Annotated in this window: 13 protein-coding genes; 7 read left to right on the top strand and 6 right to left on the bottom strand. The window is 58.8% G+C overall.

Translation table 11 applies throughout. The annotated features are described in order from the left end of the window. The 6 genes from SO156_RS41270 to SO156_RS41295 form a co-directional block, all read left to right on the top strand. On the top strand, window positions 1-245 hold a 245-nt coding region (locus tag SO156_RS41270; RefSeq protein ID WP_498538799.1), incomplete at its 5' end, for a hypothetical protein. Window positions 246-254: 9 nt separating this feature from the next. Continuing rightward, window positions 255-431 (top strand): hypothetical protein, encoded by a 177-nt coding sequence (locus SO156_RS41275; RefSeq protein ID WP_498538829.1) that lies wholly within the window; start codon window positions 255-257, stop codon window positions 429-431. A gap of 137 nt (window positions 432-568) precedes the next feature. Beyond that, window positions 569-1,177, top strand: coding sequence for a hypothetical protein (locus SO156_RS41280; protein ID WP_498538800.1), 609 nt, complete (start codon window positions 569-571; stop codon window positions 1,175-1,177). Window positions 1,178-1,359: 182 nt separating this feature from the next. Further along, a complete protein-coding gene (locus tag SO156_RS41285; RefSeq protein WP_498538801.1) occupies window positions 1,360-3,195 on the top strand; it encodes a type I restriction-modification system subunit M in 1,836 nt (611 codons plus the stop codon). Continuing rightward, on the top strand, window positions 3,192-4,562 hold the full coding sequence (locus SO156_RS41290; protein WP_498538802.1) for a restriction endonuclease subunit S domain-containing protein: 1,371 nt from the start codon (window positions 3,192-3,194) through the stop codon (window positions 4,560-4,562). The genes SO156_RS41285 and SO156_RS41290 overlap by 4 nt, the downstream gene beginning before the upstream one ends. Further along, the gene (locus tag SO156_RS41295; protein ID WP_498538803.1) at window positions 4,559-7,699 is read left to right on the top strand and encodes a type I restriction endonuclease subunit R; all 3,141 of its coding nucleotides are present in this window, start codon (window positions 4,559-4,561) and stop codon (window positions 7,697-7,699) included. The genes SO156_RS41290 and SO156_RS41295 overlap by 4 nt, the downstream gene beginning before the upstream one ends. A gap of 93 nt (window positions 7,700-7,792) precedes the next feature. On the opposite strand, the gene SO156_RS41300 is transcribed toward SO156_RS41295, so the two are convergent. From SO156_RS41300 to SO156_RS41310, 3 genes are all read right to left on the bottom strand, one after another. Continuing rightward, window positions 7,793-8,272, bottom strand: a complete 480-nt coding sequence (locus SO156_RS41300; RefSeq protein WP_498538804.1) for a hypothetical protein — start codon at window positions 8,270-8,272, stop codon at window positions 7,793-7,795. Next, entirely contained in the window at window positions 8,269-8,553 is a 285-nt protein-coding gene (locus tag SO156_RS41305) for a hypothetical protein (RefSeq protein ID WP_498538805.1), read from the bottom strand. The genes SO156_RS41300 and SO156_RS41305 overlap by 4 nt, the downstream gene beginning before the upstream one ends. A gap of 102 nt (window positions 8,554-8,655) precedes the next feature. Further along, window positions 8,656-9,606, bottom strand: coding sequence for a hypothetical protein (locus tag SO156_RS41310; RefSeq protein WP_498538806.1), 951 nt, complete (start codon window positions 9,604-9,606; stop codon window positions 8,656-8,658). 340 nt (window positions 9,607-9,946) lie between these two features. On the opposite strand from SO156_RS41310, the gene SO156_RS41315 reads away from it, so the two are divergent. Continuing rightward, on the top strand, window positions 9,947-10,531 hold the full coding sequence (locus SO156_RS41315; RefSeq protein ID WP_498538807.1) for a CHAP domain-containing protein: 585 nt from the start codon (window positions 9,947-9,949) through the stop codon (window positions 10,529-10,531). 133 nt (window positions 10,532-10,664) lie between these two features. Here the strand turns inward: SO156_RS41315 and SO156_RS41320 are convergent, their stop codons facing one another. From SO156_RS41320 to SO156_RS41330, 3 genes are all read right to left on the bottom strand, one after another. Beyond that, window positions 10,665-11,078, bottom strand: a complete 414-nt coding sequence (locus tag SO156_RS41320) for a hypothetical protein (protein WP_498538808.1) — start codon at window positions 11,076-11,078, stop codon at window positions 10,665-10,667. Window positions 11,079-11,104: 26 nt separating this feature from the next. Beyond that, the gene (locus tag SO156_RS41325; protein WP_498538809.1) at window positions 11,105-11,578 is read right to left on the bottom strand and encodes a hypothetical protein; all 474 of its coding nucleotides are present in this window, start codon (window positions 11,576-11,578) and stop codon (window positions 11,105-11,107) included. A gap of 143 nt (window positions 11,579-11,721) precedes the next feature. After that, complete coding sequence (locus tag SO156_RS41330; RefSeq protein WP_498538810.1) at window positions 11,722-12,405, bottom strand: hypothetical protein; 684 nt, start codon at window positions 12,403-12,405, stop codon at window positions 11,722-11,724. Between the last annotated feature and the right edge of the window lie 68 nt (window positions 12,406-12,473).

The following is a 12,473-nucleotide window of genomic DNA, read 5'->3' on the forward strand; positions in this document are numbered from 1 at the left end:
TAAGATCACTACGGGGCAATGTGTTTGACGGCACATTGATCAAGAATTTCGCGGCTCCCGAAGAGCGGGAAATACTCATTACGTGGTCAAGAGATGACAATACAACTTCGGTTGCAATTAAGGACGAGTATATACAACGACTACTTCGGACAATGCCGTTACCGGACGAAGCGATCATCGATGTCGAAATGTGGGGCATGAGACTGCAATTCAAAAAACAGGCCGAGATACTTAGCGCTCGTTGACCATCTTTTTTGGCGCAATATGTCATACTTACAGCAACTCCAGCCCAGGCGTCGTCCGGCTGCGACACTCATCAAACCGTCGCGCTCGACATCGTGCGGCGGACGAAGACCACGCCGATCCACGAGCTGGAGCGCTACATGCGGTGCAAGGACTACTCGGAGGTGCGCGGCTATGCCTTGGTCTAACTACTGGCACAAAGATTTCCGCCCATGCGCTGCGCTGTGTGCCGTCGTCGGGGCCACGAGCGACCCAATCTTCCGGACGTTTTCTTGGGCAGACTGTTGCACGGCCATCGCTACATCACTTTGGAGCCGAATGAGCAATGGACAACATATTTGAAGTGACGGTGGGGCGTCGGTCTCTTCGATGGGACGCGGTTTGGCGCATGACAAGCTGGCTGCTGACGGCGGACGAGGGGCACGGTTGCGGCTCATCCATATTGCGCTCCTTTAGCGAGTTTGCCTTCGGCAATGGGGCGACCGAATGTTGGTCACGCTGCGAGTACAAACTGCGTCATTTGCATCCACTGACTAGCATAGAGCAATGGCCGGATTTGCTTGTCGCAATACCGTCGCGCGAAGGCGCCGAATTCGTCGCCATAATGGACGACTTTGCGTTACCGCCGCGCCGGGCCGGTGAAAAGATCGCAAATCTCAAAACTTACTACGATTTGGGAAGGAAAGAATTTCCTTTGGCTGAGGTTCGGGTGATTGTCGTCACGAATACAGCCGATCTGGTACGATTAAAACAAAAGTGCGGCGCTCTGGACCAAGGGCTGCCTGCAACTACGTGCGCGGATTGGTGGAAGGCGCTTCCGCTTAGCACGATGGGGAGCTGGGTGAACGACGCGCTTTCGGAAAACGCGCCCCCGACCAAGGCCAGACTGCTCTTGCAAGATTTTGTTTCCTGGGCGAACTCTTTCGCCTCTTGATCCGGAAAGCCTCGTCACCGCACTGGCACACATCCCGCCGTGCTGTAACCCTCAGATTGTACAAGGAATATCTTGAACCGCACGTTCGAGTCGCGCATGGTTGCGCGACCTGATCTCAAAAATGTTCCACTTTTCGCAGCCTGCTTCGGGGAGCGGCTGGTCTGGTACCCTGGGGGCAATTCGTGAACCATCAAAATCTGTCATCGTTCATTTGGTCGGTCGCCGATCTATTGCGGGGTGACTACAAACAGTCCGACTACGGCAAGGTCATTTTGCCGTTTACGGTCCTTCGTCGTCTGGACTGTGTGCTTGAGCGAACGAAAGCAAAGGTGCTTGTCGAGTTTGCGGCAAAGAAGAAAGCCGGGCTGAACCCGGACCCGTTCCTTCTCCGGGCATCAGGCCAGAGCTTCTACAACACATCCGACCTCGATCTGCGCAGGCTTATGGGTGACCAGGACCACATCAGCCAGAACCTATATGCCTACGTTCAGGCGTTCTCACCGGCGGTGCGCGACATCTTCGAGCGGTTCAGCTTCTCCAACCAGATCGACAAGCTGGCGAAGAGCGGGCTGCTGTATCTCGTCACCGAGAAGTTCACGGGTATCGACCTCCATCCAGAGGCCGTTGACAACCATGAGATGGGACTGGCGTTCGAGGAGCTGATCCGCAAGTTTGCCGAACTATCGAACGAAACGGCCGGTGAGCACTTCACGCCGCGCGAAGTCATCCGGTTGATGGTCAACCTGTTGTTCGTCGAGGACGACGACGTTCTGACCAAACCCGGTGTGGTCCGAACCATCTATGATCCCACAGCGGGCACGGGCGGCATGCTGTCGGTTGCTGGCGAACACCTTGCGGCGCTGAACCCGCAGGCTCGGCTGACCATGTTCGGCCAGGAGCTGAACGACGAGAGCTACGCGATCTGCAAGGCCGATATGCTGATCAAGGGGCAAGATGTGGCCAACATTGTCGCGGGCAACACGCTGTCGGAAGATGGGCACGGCGGCACGAAGTTCGACTACATGCTCTCCAATCCTCCATTCGGCGTGGAGTGGAAGAAGGTCGAGAAGGAGGTCCGCAAGGAGCACGAGAGCGAGGGCTTCAATGGGCGCTTCGGTCCCGGCCTGCCGCGCGTGTCGGATGGCTCCCTTCTCTTCCTCCTGCACCTACTCTCCAAGATGCGGCCTGCCCACGACGGCGGCAGCCGCTTCGGTATCGTGCTGAACGGGTCGCCGCTCTTCACTGGCGGCGCGGGATCGGGTGAAAGTGAAATCCGACGCTACCTGCTTGAGAATGATCTGGTCGAGGCCATCATCGGTCTGCCGACCGATATGTTCTACAACACTGGTATCTCCACCTACGTCTGGATTGTGTCCAATCGCAAGCCAAATGCGCGTAAGGGCAAGGTACAGCTCATCGACGCTTCTTCGCTGTGGCAGCGGATGCGCAAGAGCCTTGGTTCAAAACGCAAAGAGATGACTGATGCACATATCGCTGATGTGACGAAGTTGTTCGGCCGCTTCGTCGAAGCTCAGCTCGCCACTATATTCGATGGGGAGGGCAAGGAGATCGCTCGACAGATTGTAGTGGAAGGCGAGAAGCCATCCCTGCTGCCCAGCGGCGGGAAGGTGAAGCTCGCGCCACTATCTCGCATCTTCCCGAATGAGATCTTTGGCTATCGCACGATTACTGTTGAGCGGCCGCTTCGCGACCAGAACGGCAATGTCGTTCTGGGCACCAAAGGCAAAGCCAAAGGCAAGCTACAGGCAGACAGCCAACTGCGTGATACCGAGAACGTGCCTCTATCGGAAGATATTCATGCTTACTTCAGCCGCGAGGTGTTGCCCCTTACGCCGGACGCCTGGATCAACGAAGAGAGTATCAAGACGGGATACGAGGTCCCCTTCACGAGGCTTTTCTACGTGTTTGAGCCTGCGCGCTCCTTGGCGGAGATCGATGCTGATCTGGCGCAGGTCACCGTACGCATCAAAGCGATGATTGAGGGATTGGCCGCATGAGCTTCACACGATACCCAAGCTACCGACCAAGCGGCACCGAATGGTTCAGTGAAATTCCAGAACACTGGTCCGCCCCGCGTATCAAAACTCTCTTCGAAATCCGAAAGAGGATAGCTGGAGAACTCGGCCACGATGTGTTGTCAGTAACCCAACAGGGCCTCAAAGTTCGGGATACAGATAGCAACGACGGGCAACTCTCGATGGACTATTCGAAGTATCAATTCGTCGAGCCCGATGACTTCGTCATGAACCATATGGACCTTTTGACAGGATATGTCGATTTATCAAGGTGCCACGGTGTAACCAGCCCGGACTACAGGGTTTTCGCGGCGCGAAGGAAAGATCACCTCTGCCATAAATACTTTCTGTATCTGTTCCAAAACGGGTATCAGCAAAGAATATTCTATGCCTTTGGGCAAGGGGCGTCCGGGTTTGGACGTTGGCGAATGCCAACTGACAGTTTCAACGACTTCATGCTCCCGGTCCCTCCATTCGCCGAGCAATTTGCAATTGCCAACTTTCTCGAACGAGAAACCGAAAAAAATGATGCCCTGGTGGAGGAGCAAAAGCGGCTGATCGATCTACTGAAAGAGAAGCGGCAGGCCGTCATCTCCCACGCGGTTACCAGGGGCCTCGATCCGAATGTACCGATGATGCATTCGGGTTTGCAGTGGCTGGGAGAAGTTCCTGCGCATTGGGGCCCTGCAGAAAAATTGAACGAACTGTCTGAACCGACACAACATTCGTTTGTAAATGGTCCTTTTGGAAGTGACCTCCTGACGGGCGAGCTGATGTCCGAAGGGGTGCCGGTGATCTATATCCGAGACATTAAACAGACCGGCTATTGTCGTGTCAGTGAATGGTGCGTGACTGATGCAAAGGCCAAACAGCTGTCGTTTTGTCGCGTTATCCCCGGCGATGTTCTTGTCGCAAAAGTTGGCGATCCACCAGGATTGGCGGCTGTTTATCCGCCAGGAGAACCTGAAGCGATTGTGACGCAGGACGTCATCCGGCTACGAGTGCGCGAGACCGTCGATGCCAACTTCCTTGTTCATCTTCTAAACTCAGATTTTGGACGAGAACAGATCAATTCAATTTCAGTGGACTCAACTAGGACACGAGTTGGGCTCGGCCAATACAAACAGCTAAAATTTGTACTCCCGCCCATTCGTGAACAACACGCAATCAGAGTATTTCTTGACTGTGAGCTTAGGAAACTGGATCGGCTTGTCGCGGAAGCTGTCAATGCCGTTACGCTCCTTCAAGAGCGTCGCGCTGCCCTGATCTCCGCCGCCGTCACTGGCAAGATCGACGTGAGGGGGCTGGTCGAAGCCGATGCGCCCGTCTATGAAACGGCCGCCGCATGAGCCTGCACAAGGAGATCAGTTTCGAGGACGAGATTTGCGGCCAACTTGCCGCGCACGGCTGGCTCTACGCGGAAAGCGATGCAGCCCTTTACGACCGTCCTCGCGCTCTCTTTCCGGTTGATCTTGTCGGCTGGGTACAATCCACGCAATCAACCGCATGGCAGACGCTGTCGAAGAACCACGGCGCGAGTGCCGAAAGCATCCTGCTCGACCGCGTCCGCAAGCAAATCGATGATCGCGGCACTCTCGACGTGCTGCGCCATGGCGTCGAGTTGATCGGACTGCGGCAGCCGATTGCGCTCGCTCAATTCAAACCTGCCCTAGCAATGAACGCGGACATCCTCGCTCGCTATGCGGCCAACCGGCTGCGGGTGGTGAGGCAGGTGCGTTACTCGTCTGCCAACGAGAACTGCATCGACCTCGTGCTGTTCCTCAACGGCCTTCCGGTGGCCACTTGCGAACTCAAAACCGACTTCACCCAGAGCATTGACGATGCCATCGACCAGTATCGCTTCGACCGCCATCCGCGCCCCAAGGGACAGGGTGTCGAGCCGCTGCTGAACTTCCCCAGCGGGGCACTTGTGCACTTCGCCGTCAGCAACAGCGAAGTCCACATGACTACGCAGCTCGCCGGTCCGGCGACGGTCTTTCTGCCCTTCAACAAGGGCGACCAAGGAGCAAAGGGCAACCCGCCGAACCCAGTCGGTCACCACACGAGCTACCTCTGGGAGCAGGTCTGGCAACGCGATAGTTGGCTGGAGATCATTGGCCGCTATCTCGTGACCCAGCGCGACGACAAGAAGAAGATCACGAGCATCACCTTTCCGCGCTATCACCAGCTCGACGCCACTCGGAAGCTGCAAGCCAAAGTGCTGGAGGAAAGTGCTGGTGGCAAATTCCTCATCCAGCACTCCGCAGGCTCCGGCAAGACCAATTCGATTGCGTGGTCCGCGCACTTCCTCGCCGACCTGCATGATGCCAACAATGAGAAGCTGTTCTCCACCGTCATCGTCATCTCCGACCGGAACGTGATCGACGCCCAGCTCCAGGACGCGCTGTTCGATTTCCAGCGCACCACTGGCGTGGTTGCCATCATCAAGTCCGAAGGGATGAGCAAGAGCGGCCAGCTCGCGGAGGCGCTGGTGGCAGGCAAGAAGATCATTGTCTGCACAATCCAGACCTTTCCGTTCGCCCTGGAGGAGGTCCGCAGGCTTGCGGCTACTGAAGGCAAGCGGTTTGCGGTGATCGCCGACGAGGCACACTCGTCGCAGACCGGCGAAGCCGCCGCAAAACTCAAGCAGGTGTTATCGCCCGAAGAACTGGCCGAACTGGGGGAAGGCGGCGAGGTCAGTATCGAGGACATGTTGGCCGCCCAGATGGCGGCTCGTGCGAACGACAAGGGCATTACCTATGTCGCCTTCACCGCCACCCCGAAGGCCAAGACACTGCAGTTGTTCGGGCGTCCACCGAAGCCCGATCAGCCGATTGGTGACGATAACCTTCCTGCCCCGTTCCACGTCTACTCGATGCGGCAGGCCATCGAGGAAGGCTTCATCCTCGATGTGCTGAAGAACTACACGCCCTACCGGCTCGCCTTCCGCCTCGCCAACAACGGCAAGGAATGGGACGACAAGGAGGTCGAACGCGACGCGGCGCTGAAGGGGATTATGCGCTGGGTCCGGCTGCATCCGTATAATGTCAGCCAAAAGGTACAGATCATCGTCGAGCATTTTCGCGAGAGCGTCGCGCCGCTGCTGGAGGGCCGTGCCAAGGCCATGGTGGTGCTTGGGAGCCGCCTTGAGGCAGTGCGCTGGCAGCTCGCCATCGAGAAGTACATCAAGTCGCGGGGTTATAAGATCGGGACTCTGGTCGCCTTCTCAGGCGAGGTGGTGGATCATGAGTCCGGTCCTGATCCCTTCACCGAAGCCAGCAAGCTGCTGAACCCCGGTCTGAATGGACGCGACATTCGTGACGCCTTCAAGGGCGACGAGTTCCAAATCCTCCTGGTGGCGAACAAGTTTCAGACTGGGTTCGATCAGCCGCTGCTCTGCGGCATGTATGTAGACCGACGACTTGCTGGCATCCAGGCCGTGCAGACCTTGTCGCGGCTTAATCGCGCCTATCCGGGCAAAGACACGACGTATGTGCTGGATTTCGTCAACAGCTCGGAAGAGGTGCTGGCCGCGTTCAAGACCTACTACGACACAGCCGAGCTGGAGGGCGTCACCGATCCCAACCTCGTCTACGACCTGCGGGCCAAGCTCGACGCGTCGGGGCACTATGACGAGTTCGAAGTGGATCGCGTGGCGGCCGTCGAGATGAACCCCAAGGCCAAACAGGGTGACTTGATTGCATCCCTTGAGCCGGTGGTGGATCGCCTTCTGAAACGGTTCAAGCAGGCCCAGGAGAAGCTGCAGACCGCGCAAGCGAGGGACGATGCCAAGGCCATCGAAGAGGCCAAAGGCGAGATCAATGCGCTCACCCTGTTCAAGAGTGACATGGGCGCTTTCCAGCGCATGTACAGCTTCCTGTCGCAAATCTTCGACTATGGCAACACGGCCATAGAGAAGCGGTTCATGTTCTACCGGCGTCTGATCCCGCTCCTGGAGTTTGGTCGCGAGCGCGAGGGCATCGACCTGTCGAAGGTAAAGCTCACCCATCACAGCCTAAAAGACCAGGGCAAACGGCAGTTGCCGCTCGGAGATGGTGAAGCGCCCAAGCTGCCGCCCCTGTCGGAGGCGGGTTCCGGTTCGCTGCACGAGAAAGAGAGAGCGCGCCTGGAAGAGATCATTGCAAAGGTAAACGACCTGTTCGAAGGCGATCTGACCGACGACGATCAACTCGTATATGTGAACAACGTCATCAAGGGAAAGTTGCTGGAGTCCGAAGAGCTAGTTCTCCAGGCCAGCAACAACACCAAGGCGCAGTTCGCTAACTCGCCGACGCTCTCCAAGGAAATCATGAACGCCGTGATGGATGCATTGGCGGCCCACACGACCATGAGCAGGCAGGCAATTGACTCTGAGAAGGTGCGAGAGGGCTTGAAGGATGTGCTGCTAGGTCCCGCACAGCTCTACGAAGCATTGAGAGATCGAGGCCTCCAGCAAGGACAAGAGCTAGATCAAGGAAACAGGTAAATGAACGGCCCCGCCGATAAGGCACACGGCGGGGCCGTTTAGATCATCAAGCCGGTTACATCCGCCGTGCCTTCTGATCCTTGATGTCGTCGATTACCGCACGCGATCTGGTGCAGACCGTGGCAAGGCTGCGGCATTGGCGTGATCGCATGCGTCACGAAAGTGCTGGGCCGCCAGCTCGCGCTTGCGCCACTCGGCGCGCCTCCGGCGCTCGGCCGCCAACTGTAGACTGGCGACCGTCGTTGCGATCACGTCATCGATCTCCGCGCCCGTTAAGGTCCGGCGGATTTTCAGCACGATGCTCAGGGCCATGATGATGGGGCCGTGTGGGCGCAGCAGGTCGTGTGCCTGTTGCTCACAAAATGCCAGGAAGCGCTCGGCTGCCTCCGCCGATTTGCAGACCAACGACGCGAGCGCAACCGCTTGCTCAACATCACTGACTGATGGCACGGGCTCGCCTGGCAGAAGCATGCGCTCTGCGACAGATGCTGCCGCCAGCTCGATGCAACGGTCGTGTACGTGCAAGTAGACATCCGCCGCGTCGCCGCGTGCCTCGCCATCCTGCGGCATCAAGTCCGAAGATCGTCGCACAACTCTGGCACCTCGTCGGTGTCGTCGTCACGGTCGAAGGCAACGCTGTTACGCGGCCCCCACACGAGACCGCCGTATTTGCCGTTCGGGTCGGGATTGATTGTCGCGCCGCCGAGCAGCTTACCAAGCAGGCGCGCCGCCACAGCGTGACCGGCTTCATGAACTGCAATCCGCTCGTCCTCTTCCTGGGTGCGGCCAAGTTCGGCGAGCAGGTCATCGTATTCGTCGCGCTCGTCCTCAACCACTGTGTTCTCATTATTCATGCTTAAACTCCTGCGGCCAGCTCACCGGACGGGATGAGCTGGCCGCCTCCGTCGACGCCGCGAAAACGCGGCGTCCCTCTCCGGACCACCGGGAGCTGCTTTTCACGAGCGCGGAACGTCAATTAGGATCGTGCGCGGTTCGGCCGTAGGGAGCGGAGTGAAGTTGGCTGCGCGCAGCACCGGATCGATGTGCGGCACGTTCTTGGGCTGCTCGACCGCGCCGAGATCGACGACATCAGGAGCGCGCGGGTTAAAGTCACCGCCGCGCGAACCACGAAGCTGTGCCCGACGCGGATCGGTCACCGGCACCGCCACGCGCAGGCGCAGGGCACGCTGTGCGGTCGCCTCCGGCATGGTGGCGTCTTCCCATTGTCCGGCGAAGCGGGAGCTACCGTCATGGTCACGGTACTTCGCGGACTTCATCATGAACACTGTCATAGCGGGCCGGGCCGGTTCATGCACCGACACAAGCGCGGAGACCTGCTTGGCTGCTGGGATCGGCGCAACGCCGTCGCGGATCGCATTCACCATGCCGCGCAGCTCAACGATCGCGAAACCGGCAGCGACTTCGACTTGCGTCGCCGTGTTGCCGATAAAGAGCACCATTGCGCCGCTCTCGTGGTGGAAGTGAAGTTCCTCCAGAGTGTCGGTCAGGCGCTTGCCAGCGGCCAGATAATCCGGCAGTGCGCGCTCGACAGCATCGAGATCACGCGCCAGCTTTTCGCTCGCCGCCTTGCGCTCGACAGCGGAGCGCTCGGCCGCGAGCTTCTGTTCGGCGTCGGCAATCTGCTTATGCACTTCCGCGAGCGCATCGGCGTAGCCGTCACGGGTCGTCGCGCAGGTCGCGACTGCGGTCTCCAGCTTCGTGCGGGCTTTGTCATCTGCATTGAGATCGGCTTCGAGGTGATGGCGCTGGAGCTTTGACTTGGCGTCAAGGAACTCTGCGTCAGCAGTCGCATGACGGCTGTTCAAGGTCTCGGCGCGCGCGCGCAGCGAGGCCAGTTCGGCTTCGAGTTTTTGAATGGGTGATTTTCGTCGGAAGAATGGGGCCATGCTCCGAGACTATGGCGAGCAAAGTGATTTGCTAAGGATCGACCCGTGGCCTGCGCCACATGGCGTTGCACTAAAGCGCAATTCTTGTGGTGCGGCCCAATGAATTGCCGGACGCGGTCTATGTCTGCTTGGTCTCTGACAGCGGCGGAATAGCAACATTCTTCGACGGCTGCTTGAGGCGAAGAGCAGAAGGACGGGCTAGGCTTTTACGACACCTACTTCTAGGTTTTGAGGGCTTTGGGGGCAAAAACTCCAGGTTTCTCAATATCTTATTCGACAAAACGGCGGTCTGTGAAGCGCTCCATACGCGTGCGTGCCCACGCAACTAGGAGCGAGAAATATGATAACACGCCGCTACGCCTTCGTTCTGGCTGCCTTCCTGTCCATCGCGATAAGCCCTATTGCGTACGCAGCCACAATTGCGCCGAGAGAGGTCATCGATGCAGCGCGGCAGGCCGCACTTGAAGGCGGCCCCGGTGGTATTGATCGATTTTTGCTTTCGCAGAACATCGTGCGCCGTGGCGCGTGGTGCGGACAATTCGCGGCGGCTGTCGTCAAGTCGAAGGGCATGCAGCCGCCAGCGGGGTATTCGATTGCATCGAACTGGCGCAATTGGGGATTGCGAGTCACTGGTCTTCCGCAGCCCGGAGATATTGCAGTGAGACGCGGTGTGGCGACCGGCGCAACCGGGAGCCATGTGACCTTTGTCGAAACGGTCGATCTGCAAAGAGGCACGTTCACGTCCATTGGTGGCAATCAAGGCGCATCGAAATCATTGCGGTCGAAGGGTATCACCGGTCGCGATAATAATTATCTTGAGGAGTTCGATTTTCGCCGGGTACCGCCGTCCGTGACAGCGTCAGGCGTCCACATTGATGTTAACCAGCTCGACGACGACGACGAAGAGGACGAGGAACGGGATTAGCAGCCCTTGGCATTGAGGGGCACGGCGCATCGGTGCCGATGACCGCACATTCGGGTCACCAGCGGTATGCTCTGAAAGGTCAGACGTTATCCGCTGGCCGTAGAAGCCGACATTGCCACCAAGAGGACGCGCGCTAGCCCGCCACGCGCTGCACTGCCTTGAGCGGCGGCTCCTGCGGCCGCGCCCACCCTTCGTATTTCCGCGCCCGTTGCTCCGCGCGCTGGCGCACATCAGGACCACGACGACGGTCGATCTTGCCATGCTCAAGGTCGTCGAGCAGTTCCAATTTGCCAACCATCCAACGGTTCGCGAATTTGATGCCAAGCGGGCGGTTCGTTCCGGCCGTCAGTTCGCAGTGCTTACGTAGCTTCTCATCGGAGCACTCGGCAATGTCGGCCGCCTGATCCAGGTTCAACAGCTCGCCGCGAAGAATTCGGGCGATCACGCTGCCTTCGTTTTCACGCTGGCGCGCCCGATCAGCGAGCCGCCGCGCGCCGTCGGCAAAGCGCTCAAGCTCGGTGGCAAGCGTGTTCTGATCATCAGTCATGGCAAGTTCTCGTTTGTCGCCGTTCGTCACTGCTTCGCCCATGTGTTTCGGAAATGGGCCTCTTCGACCTCTTCCAGTACTTCCCAGCATTCATCACGCAGAACCAACTCGACCTCCCCACGGGAACGCATCTCGCAGACCGCCGCGAGCTTGCCCGGGATCGACAAGACCCGCTCGCGAAAGGCCGCGAAAACCATCTCCGTTTGCCGCCGGATCACGGCCATCGGCGCATATTCACGGCGCGTGACGGCGTTCTTCATTCGCAGTGCGGCCGTCTGCTCGCGTGCCAGCGCCGCGCGGGCATCGGACAAGGCGAGCTTGGACGTGTAATCGCCGTGGCCGCCCTTGGCGGCTTGACCGTCCTTGATCAGCGCGCGCGCGATCTCCTGAATGTCGTACTGCCCGCGCGGCTTCGTCGTTACGACGCCCCTATTGAGCGCGCGGTAGAACGTCGGCCGACTGATGCCGCACCATCTACAGATTTCGGAGATCGTAGACACTGCTGTAACCCGCTTAGAAAAACCTAGCCCTAGTTACCCTGAGCGCGCGAGCGCACCCCGCATTGACCAGGGGTCAGGAAGGACCCATGCGAAATCATCGTTTCCCCCCAAAGCAGCAGCGTGCGCCGAAAGGGGTCCATCTTTCACCTTGATCCACGTCGCCGCTTCCGTCGCGGCCTCCGACGTAAAGGTGATGCACCGTGGATCGACAATGTACTCGCCCTCAGCCTCCCCCCCAGCAGACATGGCGCACAGATGATATCGCCCGCCGGGACCACAGCCTTCAGCACAACAGCGTCGTCGCGGCCGCCGGTGGGCGTACCGTTCAGTACCAACCTGTAAGGATCGACGTTGGCGAACTTGAGAGCAATGTGCGGCGACCGCGTCCAAGACGGTTCGACCCTGGCTCCGTTCACCTGACCTCGAAACAAGGTCATAGGTCCACCGTCATAGGCAGGCAGCATCTTGCGCATCATCGCAAAGAACAGGCTATCGTCATCGACAAATCCGCGCAGCAAGCAGCCAATGCGCATCCAGTTATCAAGAAAGCGATATTGCGCACGGGGATGCACGCTATCCAAGCGCGCGATGCAATCCGCCGCGTGCCGCCAGAGGCTGTGCCGCCTGAGCAGGCCGAAACCGCTGGGGCTAATGGCAGCCCAACGGCGCCGACCTTGATCAGACGTGCGGCATTCCTCACCCGTCAGGCAGGCTTCGATCAGACGATCAAGGATACGCTGTTGCACGGAAGTGAGAGCCGCGACTGGGTCGTTTTTACCGATCTCAGGTCGGGCACCGGCTTCGTGGCGCGGGGTGGCTAATTCCATCAACATGCTCATATGCGACAAGCGCGCGCCAGCAGCGGCGGCGCGGTGCACCTCAACGATCTACTTAC

It is taken from the genome of Bradyrhizobium sp. UFLA05-125 (genome assembly GCF_059803515.1).

Excerpts from the sequence above, each read along its gene's own strand:
- SO156_RS41310 (WP_498538806.1), bottom strand. The coding sequence starts at position 9,606 with ATGGCCCCATTCTTCCGACGAAAATCACCCATTCAAAAACTCGAAGCC.
- SO156_RS41290 (WP_498538802.1), top strand. The coding sequence starts at position 3,192 with ATGAGCTTCACACGATACCCAAGCTACCGACCAAGCGGCACCGAATGG.
- SO156_RS41295 (WP_498538803.1), top strand. The coding sequence starts at position 4,559 with ATGAGCCTGCACAAGGAGATCAGTTTCGAGGACGAGATTTGCGGCCAA.
- SO156_RS41320 (WP_498538808.1), bottom strand. The coding sequence starts at position 11,078 with ATGACTGATGATCAGAACACGCTTGCCACCGAGCTTGAGCGCTTTGCC.
- SO156_RS41330 (WP_498538810.1), bottom strand. The coding sequence starts at position 12,405 with ATGGAATTAGCCACCCCGCGCCACGAAGCCGGTGCCCGACCTGAGATC.
- SO156_RS41305 (WP_498538805.1), bottom strand. The coding sequence starts at position 8,553 with ATGAATAATGAGAACACAGTGGTTGAGGACGAGCGCGACGAATACGAT.
- SO156_RS41280 (WP_498538800.1), top strand. The coding sequence starts at position 569 with ATGGACAACATATTTGAAGTGACGGTGGGGCGTCGGTCTCTTCGATGG.
- SO156_RS41315 (WP_498538807.1), top strand. The coding sequence starts at position 9,947 with ATGATAACACGCCGCTACGCCTTCGTTCTGGCTGCCTTCCTGTCCATC.